The following is a 13,174-nucleotide window of genomic DNA, read 5'->3' as shown; positions in this document are numbered from 1 at the left end:
TTTCCTTAATCGGTCTACTAACTGCTCTTTACACCGAATGAGATGTTTAAATCCGTAAATCTTTTTATGGTTTTGCTTTTACACTGACCCACATTGGTGTCCGGTAACGGATTTCGATTGGTAATATTTGGCTGATGTTAAAAAGCGTTTTGTCGACGTTTTTTGTCGAGAACACTCCGGTGATCTTCAAAGAGGACAATTGTGGATCGACGGAGAGAATACCGCGACGGTATCGACTTAGCTCCGCAATAAACTCTGTGAGTGGCATCCCCTGCGCCATGATTTTTTGTTCTAACCATAGGGCGTCGTCACTCAGATTCTTTTGTATATTCGAGGCTTCACGCTGCGTAAAGTGGGCGTTTTCACCAGCAAGTAAGTGCTGCGCTCCCATACCAAGTAAAGGGTAGAGCGCTACTTCGCCTTCATAAACGGAAACTAGCGTATCGTCGTCTCGTTTTTGTACGGTGAAACGGGTACCTATTGGAGCAACTCGACCCTGAGGAGTGGTGACATGAAAAGGGGTGAGATGGTGAGAGCTAGTGACCATAATCTCACCTTCAAGCAGATGTAGACGTCGTTCTTGCTGGTTAAAGTCGACAAATACGCGGGTGGCGGTGTTCATTGCCATTTGAGTGCCATCTGAAAGTAATATGTCTTTCACTTCACCCGTAGCGGTAGTGTACTCCGCACCATTGGGAAGAGAGGTATGAGTAGACATCATCAAACTTAACGTGCCAAGAGAAAGACCACCAAGCATCAGTACTTGTCGGCGGTTCAAACCACGCTGTTTTGGAGCAAGTACTTTGCGGCTGATCGGGGAGTTTGGAATACCAGTGAACTTTCTTTGCAGCTCTTCTAGTTGCTGCCACGCATAAGCGTTATCAGGGTGGGCGCTTCTCCAGTTATCAAAGGCATCTCTATCTTGTTGTGTTACATCATCGGCCCACAAGCGTGCCATCCACAGAGAGGCTTGCTCGATGGATTCACGAGAAACTTGCTCCATGTTACTCGTTCTCACTCAGCATGGTCATCATGCAACCTTGTAGGGCTTTTGCTACGTATTTCTCGACAGAAGAGACTGACACGTCGAGTGCGAGTGCGATTTCTTTGTAGCTCTTGCCTTCCAACTGGCGCATCAAAAGTGCTTGGCGTGCTTTAAGAGGTAAACTATGCAGAAGGGCATCGATTTCGACCAGAGCTTGAACAACCACAGCTTGGTCTTCTGGAGAGCCTGCGACTTCTACAGGTTCTTGTTCGATGAGTTCAAGGTAAGCGGCTTCGATGCGGCGACGTCGGTAAAGATCAATAACCAAACCTTTTGCGATATGAGTAAGGTATCGTCTTGAATCTTTCGCTTCAGGTAACTTGCCTCGGGTAAGGAGTCTTAAATAGGTATCTTGAACTAAATCGGCAGTAGCTTCAGGACACCCCAAACGACGTTTAATAAACACAGATAACCAACTGTGGTGCTCTTGGTACATGTTACCGATACGAGCTGCGCTTGCTGAACTGATAGCCGCCATGATGTGATACTCCTTCCCTAACCAATAGTAATGATAATAATTATCATTACGACAGTTGGCGGAATATAACAGAAAAATAAATAGGTTCCAGAGGAAAAATTTATAAAAATTATTAATGATAAGACTATCGTCACTAAATCAATGACTTTAAAAGTAAAAAAAGAGGTGAACAAAGTAAGGTGTTGCTAGTGCGATAGGTAGAGGAAAACGACCGTACACAAGATTTTTTGAGCTATATAAGAAACATTCTATTGTCGAAGTTGGTTCAGCATTGATAAAACTCTTGCCATTATTTTCTTTGTTTGAAGATGACACAAGGTCAATCAATTTTACGACCCTTTCTAAACCAAATTGCATTTTGTCTAAGATGGTTTTGTTGAAACGATTTTTATGTTCAATGCTTTATATAGCTAAGTTTTGAGCCTGTTAATGCTTTAGTGATGTGAGCCTGATTCTGAGAATTGAGAGGTTTGTTCAGAAAATGATTTTGGTTAGACTGAATTGGGTGATGGGTAGCAGATGGATTGGTTATGTGGAAGATATGCCTTGAATGGTCGGAAGACAAAACGAGGATTTTTGCCCGCCTACCGGGAGATATTGAACTCGGAGGTGAGCTAAATCAAAAGGAGTTGCCTGAACAGCTTCAAGCAATGAATGCCAGTCAGGCGTTTGTTGATGACGCTGAAGTGGTTCGATTCATTAACTGTGCTCGTGAGCGTAAAGCTGAAGCATACGAAGGCATCGTCGTCGCACAGATTAAGAATGCTCAGGTAGAAGTTGAACTGTCGAACAACGACATGCTCGCTAGCATGAACATTGTAGGTGCTTATGGGGGCCGAGGTTTGCGTGGCCCTGAAATCGTTCAAGCACTGGCTCATGCGAGAGTGTCGAAAGGCATCAATAAGTTGGCCCTTAAAAAAGTTATGGTCGTCAGCAATCAACTCAAACCCGGAGAAACCTTCACTCAACCTGTCGCCGTTGGCAAACAACCCGTCAAAGGTAAAGACGCTATCTTTACGCCCCTCGTCAAAGACATCACCAAACGTATCCTAAAGCCGAAAGAAGGCCAATCGACCAGCGACAAGATTGATTTACGCAACTTGGGTGAAACCATTGCCGTTGATATTGGCGACGAGGTCATGCGTCGAACGCCTGCAACCAAAGGTATTCCTGGTTTTACTGTGCAAGGTCGCGTGATTCCTCCTCAAGCAGGCAAAGACAGCCCTATCAAACCGGGCAAAGGAACGGAAATCAGCAAAGCCGATCCTAATCTTCTACTCGCTTCTGTATCTGGGACACCTCTCATCAAAGACAAAACCATCGAGGTCGATAATGCACTGTGCCTGAATAGTGTGGGCGTAAATACCGGACACGTTAAGTTTAAAGGCAATGTCATCATAGGCGGCAACATTGAATCTGGCATGATCGTCAAAGCGACAGGCTCTATTACCGTTGGTGGGTTTATTGAGTCTGCGGATGTGCAAGCTGAGGGTGATATCCAAGTGGCGAAAGGTATTATTGGCCACACTGTCAGTGATGGTCAGCCGAAAAGCTGCCACGTTCGAACCAAAACATCGATTCGTGCCAGTTACGCCCAGTATTGTGAATTGCAGTCTGGTGAGGATATAGAGCTCGCTGTGCACAGCATGAATAATGACATTGTGTGTGGACGCAATCTGACGATACTTGATGCCAGCGGCAAAAACGGCACTTTAAGCGGTGGTGATGCCAAAGTCGGAAGCAAGGTGCTTTGTTCGCAACTTGGTGTAGAAGGCGATACCGCCACGAAAGTCGAGGCTTTTGCTCGCTACGCCTTGTACAAAGAGCGCATTGCCAGCTTAAAAGAAGAATACAAATCGGCCCAAGAAGGCACGATGGATGTGATTCGTAAGGAACTTGAATTTAAGAAGCGTCCTAAAGCAGAGCGTACTGATGAAGAACAAGCTCAAATCGAAGTAATGAAAGCGCAAAACAATGCTCGCCTTGAAGAAGTTAAACAGAAGCTAGAACACACTGAACAAGAGTTTGAAGTCTCGCTAGAAGAGAATATCGTTGAAGCCAAAGATCGCGTATTTACGCGCGTTACAGTGCAATTTGTAGACGAACAGGTGACAACCAAACGCACCCATGGCGGTTGTGTGTTTAGCTTTAACCAATACGAAATCAAAGTGGCGGCAAATTTAGAGGAAGAAGACGTCGTCGCGATTTAACTCTTTCATCGGAAGAATGAAAAAGCCCGTGTATTGAGAGGTACACGGGCTTTTGTTTTTAAACATCAGGCGATGTGTTCTTGGTAGTAAGCACCAAGGGCACGTACATCACGGCTGCACATGATCTTCATTGCTTGTTTAATATGGTTAATGGGCCAATCCCACCATTTGATTTCTGACAACATGGCGACACATTCGTCGTCAAAGCGTTGGCGAACAATATGATTGTGACCAACAACAATCGAGTAGGGCGGGACATCTTTAGTGACGACTGATCGCGCACCAATCACGGCACCATCTCCAATCTTCACGCCCGGCATGATCATCGCTTCGCTACCAATCCACACGTCATTACCTACTACGGTATCACCTGCGCGTTCAAAGCCGCTTTGTACATCTTCTCCAAACTCTTCAGGAGAAAATGGAAAGGTAGAAACCCAATCTACCCGATGGCCTTGATTGCCAGCCATCATAAAGGTCGCGCCAGAAGCGATTGAACAGAACTTGCCAATGATCAGTTTGTCCACTTTTCCATAAGCACCATCTTGCCACTCTTGTTGGGTAACGCTGTCGCCCATCAAATAACGAACTGATTGATCTTCAAATGTTTTACCGTGATAAAACCCCGAGTAATAACTGTAATCTCCCACCTCGATATTCGGGTTAGTGACATGGTCTTTGATCACTTGCCCTTTTAACCAAGTATCGAATGCGTTCATTCGTGATTCTCCGTTCCAATTTTAAGTTGTAAGCAGTGTAGAGCCTTTCTATTATTTCAAGTAGATTGTTTTTAGAGATTCATAATTACCATATGGAAATAAAGTGGCTAAGCTACGTGCCGATGTACATCGCTCTATGTGAAGAGAAGAGTATTGCTGGTGCGGCGAAAAAACTGCGTTGTTCAAACGCGCACGCGAGCCGTCAATTAAGGCAGTTGGAAGAGATTCTGTCAGTACAGTTGATTCAACGTACAACAAGGCAGTTTAATCTTACTTACGATGGGTTGCGCTTTTATCAGCAAGTAAAGGGCTTGATGGAAGGAGCGGAGCAGATTAATGAACAAGTGATGGAAAGTGACCGAGTCGCTGGGCATTTGCGCATCGCGGCGTCGGCATCATTTGGTGCGGCGTTATTGAACCGAGCATTGATCGAGTTTCGCCAGTTATATCCGAAAGTGATGTTTGAAGTGATCTTTTCTGAAACGCCTTTGGATCTTATTGAGTCTGGCTTTGATGTGGCGTTTTTCTTCACGAACAATCCACCCGAGGGTTATATCGGTCACCATTTGCGCTCTTTACACTGTAAACCGTTCGCACATAAAGCGTACTTGTCCAACAAACCAAAAATAGCAATGCCAGAAGATCTTCATCTGCTTGACCATATTGTGTATCGCAATGAAGTGTTAAACCTCGATACGTGGCACTTTCATCATATCGAAACCAAGCAGAAAGTTTCAGTGGTTTTGCAAAGTGTACTCAGCTTTAATTTGGTTCAATCCATGCTTGAAGCCACTCTTGCGGGATGCGGCGTTGCAATGTTGGATGAATTCGCATTGGAGAAACTTAGCGGTGAAGAGCGATCGCAACTCGTGCCGTTACTCCCTGAATGGAAAACGGATGCGATCCTACCGCTCTATATTCTTTATCCTAAACGTGAGCATTTACCAAAGCGAACGCAGGCGTTTATTGAGCATTTCAAACAGCAATCATTTTAAGCTGTAATCATTTTAAACTGACAGGTTGTCTTGAGCATGTAGGTCTTTAATCTCTGCTGTGCCTTGAAAGTGTTGATTACAAGTGCGGCAGTAGAATTGAGGCGTTAACTCGTGATAGTGGTTACCGGTAAAACAGCGTGATACCAACACCATTAAACGGGCTGTTTTGCCGTTGATGTTTTCTGGTGGAGTATTGATGCGTTTCATCACGCGTTTGTGTTCAGTAGGTTTGTTGCAGTGTGAGCAGAATTTTACAGGCATAAGGCTCTCATATTGATTAAGCGTTTATTAATTGACGAGAGAGTACTTTGCTTAATGATGAAAAAGTAAACATGCATGTAATGATAATTGACAGCAATGCCTACTGGGGATTTCATAAAATGGCTAGTCATTGAAAAGAAGGAAGATTTCACTCCTCGACATTTTAAAGGCAGGAAAAATATCGAGGAGGAAATCTTAGCTAACTAAAACGAGTATATGGACATTTACAGCTCGTAACGTAGCCCGAAGTGGTAGTAGCTTTCATCTGCATGTGCACCACCAAACGAGACTTCTTGTGCGTTGTCGTAACCGCGCGAGCCATTACGGTCAACGTAACTGGTGTAGATAGAAGAGCGAGGGGTCAGTTTGTATTGCACTTCAACGGTTGTGTCTTTCAGCTCAAGCTCGTCGCCGTCGCTGTTTTCTAGAGAGCGGTAACCTGCACGTAGCGCCCATTTGTCATTTACACTGTAAACTGCGGTCAGCTCCATGACTTTATCGGTACTGGTTTCAGAGAAGTAACCTTCTAGCTCATCTTCTGAGTAAAGCGCACCTAACATCAAATCACCCAAGTAGTAACGCGTACCTGCACCCCAGAAGGTGTAATCGGTATCGTTATTTTCACGCGCATCGCCTTTACTTTTTTGCATTGCGACTACTGGGGCTAATGTACCCAAATCGCCCATTTCAAGGGTGTAACGTAATGCGGCGTTGTAGCCGTAATCGAGTTCAGACGTGTTGTTACCTAGGATGTAAGCCACAGATGCATCAAAGTTGCCAATACGGTTCTGGTATTGCAGCGTACCGTCTTGACGGAAAACTTGTGTCGCGGTTTTATCCACTTTATTTGCTTGGCGCGCCATAGAAACGTCTGATGACGCGAACACATCACCAATGTCGGTGAACATGATCAATCCTGATGCAACACGGCCACCTGTGATTCGACCGTAATCTTGCGCATCAATACCGGCCCAAACGTAACGCGCTGTCAGAGAAGGCTTGTCGTTCACTTGGTTGGCGTATTCTGCTGCGCCTACTTGGTATTGCGCTTGGCCAATCACAGAAGCATGTTCGTTGATGGTTTGTGAGCCATTTAAACCAATACGACCATCAAACTCGCCGTTTGTGTCGCCATGCTCGTCATTCTTATTGGTGACGTTAAAGCCAAGACGTGAGTAAAGGTTTAAAACTGAACCGTCTTCTGCTTGATAAAGTTGAGCGGCCATCGCTGCGTTCGATGCCATTAAAGTAGGGAGAAGTAGAGTTAAAATGTGCTTTTTCATGTGAACGACCTTTTCGTTTCTATTGTTTTTAAGCACGACAAAGCCCCTTCCGAATAACGGAATAAAATCAATGTCGTGAGAAGTAGAGAGAGGGTGCGCCCTTGAAAGCTCAAGGACGCGAGCTAGTCCATTCCTATAGGGGTTAGAATGATTTAGCTTAAATCAACGTCTTTGCAGCCAAAGAAATAGGTAGCTAGGAAGCCGACAATGTAAGAGATAAGCAGTCCAACGATGAACACCATCATGCCAGCAAAGATGCCACTGTCTGATGTCATCAGAGGAATCGCAACGATACCTGATGGACCGAATACGGTATTAAGGCCAACAGGTAAACCAAGGTAAGAGACTAAGCCGATAAAGAAACCACCTGCAGCACCACCAATACAAGCGGTTACGAACGGTTTAACACGCGGTAGCGTCACGCCGTAAATCAGTGGCTCACCGATGCCAAGTAGACCTGGAATGATGGCACCTTTTACTTGTGTGCGTAGCAGCGCGTCTTTTTTAGCTTTGAAGTACAGCGCCATAGATGCACCCACTTGACCGCCACCCGCCATTGCTAGGATAGGAAACAGCGAGTTAAAGCCTTGTGCTTCCATCAGGGCAAAGTACACTGGCACAAAGCCTTGGTGGATACCAAATACCACGGAAATCAAGAATAAACCTGCCAGAATCGCTGCGCCTAATGGGTTGTCATTCAAGTTTAGGAACAACCAAGACATTCCTTTGAATAGCTCACCACCGATTGGCATGATGATCAAGAAGGTGACCGCGCCCATGATCAAAAGAGTAACAACAGAAGTTAAGATCATGTCCAGTTCGTCAGGCATATACTGACGCACTTTTTTCTCGACCTGAGCACCAACGATCGCTGCCATCAACACGCCAATAATGTTGCCCCGAGGATCAATCGCAAAGCCAAAGAACTCGTTCATTCCGGCGTAAATACCTGAGGTTGCATCGGGGTTGTAACCCAAAACAAATAGGGAGGCGAGTATGGCACCATTGACGCCGGAGCCACCAAACGCTTGCTGTGCGTTATAGCCAATCAAAATACTTAAGAAAGCGAACAGACCTTTGCCAAAGACCTTCATGTAGGCAATCAAATCCAACATAAACTGGCTTGGCGTTTGGTCGAGCACGAAGATTTGTTCCAATAATGTGGCAAAGCCGAGTAGCAAACCCGCAGCAATAAAGCCGGGAATCAGTGGTGTAAATATGGTGGCAAACTTACTCAGAAAACGCTGAACCGCACTGGTTTGCTTACTCTTCATCTGTTTTTTCTGCTCTGCAGCGACAGCAGAAAGATCCTGTTGTGGTGCGTCAGGCTCTTCGCTGTCACCAGAGATTAAGCTGTCGATCAACTTATTCATCATATCGGCAGCTTGCTGAGCTTTACCGGGACCAAGAATGATCTGGAATTGCTCGTCGCTTTCTACCACCCCCATTACGCCGGGAATTTGTTTAATGACGGATTGGTCCGCCAAGCTGTTATTCGCGAGAGATAAACGCAAACGTGTCATACAATTACCGCATTTACTTACGTTGTTACTGCCACCCACTGCGGCGAGCAATTGCGATACTGTGTTAGAGGTAATTTTGGCCATAGGGACTATCCTTCAGGACTAGGGCTATTTAGTTATTATTTAGTGCTGCACGAATAAAACCGTTGTGCTCGGTGAGGCGAGATTTAGCTTGCTGTGCATCCAAATCAGCCAGAATCATTAAAATTGCGGTCTTACAGTGACGTTCACACGCTTCAAGGGCTTTTTCTGCTTCTTCTTTTGGTGCACCGGTTGCTTCAACTACGATGTTGGTTTGACGCTGAATCAGCTTGGCGTTGGTGGCTTCTACATCCACCATTAAATTGCCAAACACTTTACCGCTTCGAATCATTGCGCCAGAAGTCAGCATGTTCAGCACCAATTTTTGTGCTGTGCCCGCTTTCATGCGTGAAGAGCCGGTGACTACTTCTGCGCCCACTACCGGAAGAATCGCGATGTCTGCAGCTTCTGCCATTGCGCATGCTGGGTTACAAGCGATTGATGCTGTTGTAGCACCGACAGATTTTGCGTAATCCAAACCACCTAAAACATAAGGCGTACGGCCGCTGGCGGCGATGCCAACCACAACATCATACTGAGTCAGATTCAGCGTCTTTAAATCGTCTTGGCCCATTTGAGCGTTGTCTTCTGCGTTTTCTACCGCTTTCAAAATCGCTTGATGACCACCAGCAATTAAACCGATAACCATATCTGGGTGTGTGCCATAGGTTGGAGGACATTCACTCGCATCAAGAATACCAAGGCGGCCAGATGTACCTGCGCCCATGTAAATCAGACGGCCACCATTGGCGAACGCTGCAGTAATGGCATCGACGGTTTGCGCGATTTGTGGCAATACTGCTTGTACTGCTATAGCGACTTTCTGATCCTCTTGGTTGATGACTTGCAGCATCTCGATGGTAGAAAGCGTATCGATCTCTGCGCTCGCTTGATTGCGGCTTTCTGTCACCAATCGGCTTAAATCAATTTTCATGTTCTGTACTCTTGTAAATGTTCAATCTGAGGGCGATTCTATGGAATAAAATATTCAATTTAGGTGATAAAAATCACACTTGAGGTTATTCTTTGTTCAGTGAAAGTTTGGAATAATGGCTGGAAATACTGACGCAATATCTTACGTAGATATAAGGGTTGTTAAGTTAATCAGTCAGTTAAAGAAAAGTGCGATTATTTCTGTTTTGGAATAATTTATTTAAAGTTTTTGGAATTTTGTCGTGTCCGTTATCAATAAAATCGTCGCAAGACGTACTCAGCTCTCTCACAGTGGTCGTCTGGTTGGCGATTGGATTGTCGAAAATGCAGAAAAAGCCGCGCAATTGACCAGTCAAGAGCTTGCTGAACAAGTGCAAGTGAGCCAGTCGAGCATTGTTAAATTCACCCAGAGGATTGGCTATAAAGGCTATAGCGAGTTCAAACTGGCGTTGAACGAAGATATTGGCCGCAAACAAGCGATGCAATCTACGCCACTCCACAGTGATATTTTGGCGGATGATCCGATTGCGGTGATTTCGCAAAAACTGGTTAAAGCGAAAACCGACGCTATGTTCCAAACGACCAATGCGCTCTCTTATGAGGCGTGTCATCAAGCGGTGAAGTGGTTAAGTGAAGCACGCCGTGTGCAAGTGGTGGGCATTGGCGGCTCTGCGCTTACTGCAAAAGATTTGAGTTTTAAGCTGCTTAAGCTTGGGATTACCGCGCTATCTGAGCAAGACAGTCACGTACAAATTGCGGTTGCGCGTACGCTCTCTTCGCAAGATGTGCAGATCGCGATTTCTTTTTCAGGAGAACGAAAAGAGATTCTAGTGGCTGCAGAAGCAGCGAAAGAGCAGGGAGCAAAGGTGATTGCTTTGTCAGCTCCGGGGAGAAGCCGCTTGAGAGACATTGCCGATATCACGTTTGATACCATCGCCAATGAAACAGAGCATCGCAGCTCTTCCATTGCTTCGCGCACAGCACAAAACGTGATTACGGATCTGTTGTTTATTATTTTGGTACAACAAAGAGACGAAAGCGCGCGTCAGTTGATCAGTGATATCAGTACCGATATCAAGCAGATCCTTACTTGATCGCTTCGTATAGCTAGAAATTAAAGAGCTGGATCGTGCTGCAACAAAGCAATAAACGCATCGAGATGCTTTTCGATCGTGAGATCCGCAGAGATCGGGGGCAATTCCACCGTAATACAAGGCAACTGGCGTTCATTACACCAAGTTCCGAAAGATCCTGGCGTTTCGTAATCAACATCGTCAACGATGGGTAGCTTGAATTGCTTGCCGAGCCATTTGGCCAAATCAGAATGAGCGGGGTCGTCGACAAACGCTAATGGTTCATGAAACGAGACCACAAATTTTGGTCTGCGCAGTTCAATCAAACTAATTAGTGCGTCAACTTCTGGCTCTAGCTGTTCTTTGCTGCCTGTTTTTACTTTCACGTCTCGAACAGACGTATGCGAGCTCCAACGATAGACTGTGCCGTGCTCTGTCCAATTCTGCGTAGGAAACGCACGGTTTAGATCGACTTGATTGGCGTTGGCTCGTGTACCCAGTTGGTTTGCGTCTGGGTTCATCGATAAAATCACATCGTGGTTCAGACAGTCCACTGGCAAGCTTCTTAACGCGCACGACAATCCGGCGATTGAGGCTGTCTCATCACCGTGTGTACCAGCGAGAATAAGGCCTCGCGAGTCATTTTCTACTTGTGCTGGGAAGTACAACAACGGCGCACCTAGTACCGATCTTCCATATGATGTTGGCGTAATTAAAAATGCCGCTCTTTCCGTTCTTGGAATTAGACTCACCGTAATCTCCTGATTGTTCCAGTAGTATCTATATATAACTCATGTTACAGCAGTTGAACTTAGCATCTTGAGATTACTCGGATATAAACTGAACACTTAAAGTTCGTCAATGCTTGTATGATTATTTGTGGTACTTGCTTCAAAAGACGTGTTAGGAGAACAAAAATCGATATGGAATTTAAAAAACACTCAACAGCCTTACTAATATCCTCTCTATTGACCCCATTTATATCCGCTTCTGCTTTAGCTGACTCTTTACCTGATGGTGTGCAACTCGCGCCGGAACAACATCTAGTGCGAGCAAACGACGCCGAAGCGGCAACGCTAGACCCTGCAAAAGCCGAAGGCTTACCAGAGATGCACGTGATTCGTGATTTGTTTGAGGGATTAGTCATTCAAGACCGAGATGGCAATATCGTTCCTGGCGTTGCGGAATCTTGGCAAACCGAAGACAACCAAACCTTTGTGTTCCAGCTGCGTAAAGACGCCAAATGGTCGAACGGCGATCCTGTAACAGCGAATGATTTTGTCTATTCACTGCGTCGTGCGGTGGATCCGAAAACCGCTTCTCCCAATGTTTGGTATCTCAAACTCACTAAGATCAAAAACATCGCCGACGTAGCAGAAGGTAAAAAGCCACTGGATGATCTTGGTATCACCGCCGTCGATAAACATACTCTGCGCTTCGAACTTGATAGTAAGGTGCCGTACTTTGTCGCAATGACAGGCCACACTTCGATGATGCCGGTACACAAAGCAACGGTTGAGAACAGCGAAAAGCCGTGGAGTGACCCACAGCAGTTTGTTGGCAACGGTGCATTTGTTCTGGATAAATGGGTGGTGAATGAACGCATTGAACTGAAAAAGAACCCAAATTACTGGGATAGCGCGGATACTCATCTCACTGAAGTGACATACATTCCGTTTGAGAATCAAAACGCATCAATTAATCGTTATGCGGTGGGCGAAGTGGACATCACCTCAGATGTACCAACCCACATGGCGCAAAAGCTGAAGAAGGATTACGAGCAAGCGTATACCGCGGTTCCGCTACTTTGTACCTACTACTACGCGTTTAACACCACGCGTCCTCCGTTCGATGATGAGCGAGTTCGTAAAGCTGTGTCTTATTCGATGATGCGTGATGTGATCACGAATGGTGTCACGCAAGTAGGTAATCTGCCTGCTTATACGTTCGCACACCAGTACACGGTTGGCTTTGATGCGACTCAGCCAGAATACAGCACATGGACGCAAAAACAGCGTGATGAAAAGGCGCGTGAACTGCTTAAAGAAGCAGGCTACAGCGACGGCAAATCTTTAGATTTCAAATTGCTGTACAACACCAGTGAATCGAACAAAGCCATTGCTGTGGCCATTGCCTCCATGTTGAAGAAGAACTTAGGTGCGAAGGTCGAGTTAGAAAACCAAGAATGGAAATCTTATCTCGTTTCGCGCAGACAAGGTGATTTCGATGTCATGCGTGCCTCTTGGTGTGGCGATTACAACGAAGCGTCTACCTTCTTGAGTCTGTTACGTTCTGGTTCGTCAGGTAACTTTGCTCGTTACAGCAGTGAAGCCTACGACAATGCGATGAACGGTGCATTGGCGGCAACCGATGAGAAAGCGCGTCAAGGTTTTTATGATGAAGCCGAGCAATTGTTGGCGGCGGATATGCCAATCGCACCGATTTACTACTACATGCAAGCGCGTTTGGTTCGCCCTACGGTTGGCGGTTTTGCCAAAAACAACGTAGAGGGTCGTATTTACTCGAAAGACCTCTACATCAAGAAGTCGCACTCAAACAAACGATAAATATGA

General features: G+C 45.7%; 12 protein-coding genes. 4 read left to right on the top strand and 8 right to left on the bottom strand.

All coding sequences use genetic code 11. The annotated features are described in order from the left end of the window. Nucleotides 1-64 precede the first annotated feature (64 nt). Nucleotides 65-1,003: a FecR family protein gene (locus ATB76_RS10785; RefSeq protein ID WP_061035169.1), complete on the bottom strand. Its 939-nt coding sequence runs from the start codon at nucleotides 1,001-1,003 to the stop codon at nucleotides 65-67. Nucleotide 1,004: 1 nt separating this feature from the next. After that, nucleotides 1,005-1,523: a sigma-70 family RNA polymerase sigma factor gene (locus ATB76_RS10780; RefSeq protein WP_042600287.1), complete on the bottom strand. Its 519-nt coding sequence runs from the start codon at nucleotides 1,521-1,523 to the stop codon at nucleotides 1,005-1,007. Between the two features lie 530 nt (nucleotides 1,524-2,053). On the opposite strand from ATB76_RS10780, the gene ATB76_RS10775 reads away from it, so the two are divergent. Further along, nucleotides 2,054-3,733, top strand: a complete 1,680-nt coding sequence (locus tag ATB76_RS10775) for a FapA family protein (RefSeq protein WP_061035168.1) — start codon at nucleotides 2,054-2,056, stop codon at nucleotides 3,731-3,733. A 65-nt stretch (nucleotides 3,734-3,798) separates the two neighbouring features. Here the strand turns inward: ATB76_RS10775 and ATB76_RS10770 are convergent, their stop codons facing one another. Continuing rightward, the gene (locus tag ATB76_RS10770) at nucleotides 3,799-4,452 is read right to left on the bottom strand and encodes a CatB-related O-acetyltransferase (RefSeq protein WP_042600285.1); all 654 of its coding nucleotides are present in this window, start codon (nucleotides 4,450-4,452) and stop codon (nucleotides 3,799-3,801) included. 92 nt (nucleotides 4,453-4,544) lie between these two features. Here ATB76_RS10770 and ATB76_RS10765 point away from each other — a divergent pair, with 92 nt between their 5' ends. Further along, nucleotides 4,545-5,447: a LysR family transcriptional regulator gene (locus tag ATB76_RS10765; RefSeq protein WP_038871595.1), complete on the top strand. Its 903-nt coding sequence runs from the start codon at nucleotides 4,545-4,547 to the stop codon at nucleotides 5,445-5,447. Between the two features lie 12 nt (nucleotides 5,448-5,459). Here the strand turns inward: ATB76_RS10765 and ATB76_RS10760 are convergent, their stop codons facing one another. The 4 genes from ATB76_RS10760 to murQ all read right to left on the bottom strand — a co-directional run bounded on the left by ATB76_RS10760 (nucleotide 5,460) and on the right by murQ (nucleotide 9,529). After that, complete coding sequence (locus ATB76_RS10760) at nucleotides 5,460-5,708, bottom strand: hypothetical protein (RefSeq protein WP_042600283.1); 249 nt, start codon at nucleotides 5,706-5,708, stop codon at nucleotides 5,460-5,462. Nucleotides 5,709-5,932: 224 nt separating this feature from the next. Next, the gene (locus tag ATB76_RS10755; protein ID WP_039973893.1) at nucleotides 5,933-6,991 is read right to left on the bottom strand and encodes a porin; all 1,059 of its coding nucleotides are present in this window, start codon (nucleotides 6,989-6,991) and stop codon (nucleotides 5,933-5,935) included. A gap of 152 nt (nucleotides 6,992-7,143) precedes the next feature. After that, nucleotides 7,144-8,598 carry a PTS N-acetylmuramic acid transporter subunit IIBC gene (murP, locus tag ATB76_RS10750; protein WP_061035167.1) on the bottom strand — a complete coding sequence of 485 codons (1,455 nt, stop codon included), beginning with the start codon at nucleotides 8,596-8,598 and terminating at the stop codon, nucleotides 7,144-7,146. Between the two features lie 28 nt (nucleotides 8,599-8,626). Beyond that, nucleotides 8,627-9,529, bottom strand: coding sequence for an N-acetylmuramic acid 6-phosphate etherase (gene murQ / locus ATB76_RS10745; protein WP_042600281.1), 903 nt, complete (start codon nucleotides 9,527-9,529; stop codon nucleotides 8,627-8,629). Between the two features lie 241 nt (nucleotides 9,530-9,770). Here murQ and ATB76_RS10740 point away from each other — a divergent pair, with 241 nt between their 5' ends. Further along, nucleotides 9,771-10,622: an SIS domain-containing protein gene (locus ATB76_RS10740; protein WP_038879982.1), complete on the top strand. Its 852-nt coding sequence runs from the start codon at nucleotides 9,771-9,773 to the stop codon at nucleotides 10,620-10,622. A gap of 20 nt (nucleotides 10,623-10,642) precedes the next feature. Here the strand turns inward: ATB76_RS10740 and mpaA are convergent, their stop codons facing one another. Beyond that, complete coding sequence (mpaA, locus tag ATB76_RS10735) at nucleotides 10,643-11,353, bottom strand: murein tripeptide amidase MpaA (protein WP_080774287.1); 711 nt, start codon at nucleotides 11,351-11,353, stop codon at nucleotides 10,643-10,645. 171 nt (nucleotides 11,354-11,524) lie between these two features. On the opposite strand from mpaA, the gene ATB76_RS10730 reads away from it, so the two are divergent. Then, nucleotides 11,525-13,168: an ABC transporter substrate-binding protein gene (locus tag ATB76_RS10730; RefSeq protein WP_061035166.1), complete on the top strand. Its 1,644-nt coding sequence runs from the start codon at nucleotides 11,525-11,527 to the stop codon at nucleotides 13,166-13,168. The last annotated feature ends 6 nt before the right edge of the window (nucleotides 13,169-13,174 follow it).

The sequence above is a fragment of the Vibrio sp. MOR3 genome (genome assembly GCF_001557775.1).
Taxonomy (GTDB): Bacteria; Pseudomonadota; Gammaproteobacteria; order Enterobacterales; family Vibrionaceae; genus Vibrio; species Vibrio jasicida.
Note: the sequence above shows the minus strand (reverse complement) of the source record. Positions and strands in the feature narration are given on the sequence as shown.

Excerpts from the sequence above, each read along its gene's own strand:
- ATB76_RS10785 (WP_061035169.1), bottom strand. The coding sequence starts at position 1,003 with ATGGAGCAAGTTTCTCGTGAATCCATCGAGCAAGCCTCTCTGTGGATG.
- murQ (WP_042600281.1), bottom strand. The coding sequence starts at position 9,529 with ATGAAAATTGATTTAAGCCGATTGGTGACAGAAAGCCGCAATCAAGCG.
- murP (WP_061035167.1), bottom strand. The coding sequence starts at position 8,598 with ATGGCCAAAATTACCTCTAACACAGTATCGCAATTGCTCGCCGCAGTG.
- ATB76_RS10730 (WP_061035166.1), top strand. The coding sequence starts at position 11,525 with ATGGAATTTAAAAAACACTCAACAGCCTTACTAATATCCTCTCTATTG.
- ATB76_RS10770 (WP_042600285.1), bottom strand. The coding sequence starts at position 4,452 with ATGAACGCATTCGATACTTGGTTAAAAGGGCAAGTGATCAAAGACCAT.
- ATB76_RS10755 (WP_039973893.1), bottom strand. The coding sequence starts at position 6,991 with ATGAAAAAGCACATTTTAACTCTACTTCTCCCTACTTTAATGGCATCG.
- ATB76_RS10775 (WP_061035168.1), top strand. The coding sequence starts at position 2,054 with ATGTGGAAGATATGCCTTGAATGGTCGGAAGACAAAACGAGGATTTTT.
- ATB76_RS10760 (WP_042600283.1), bottom strand. The coding sequence starts at position 5,708 with ATGCCTGTAAAATTCTGCTCACACTGCAACAAACCTACTGAACACAAA.
- ATB76_RS10780 (WP_042600287.1), bottom strand. The coding sequence starts at position 1,523 with ATGGCGGCTATCAGTTCAGCAAGCGCAGCTCGTATCGGTAACATGTAC.
- ATB76_RS10765 (WP_038871595.1), top strand. The coding sequence starts at position 4,545 with ATGGAAATAAAGTGGCTAAGCTACGTGCCGATGTACATCGCTCTATGT.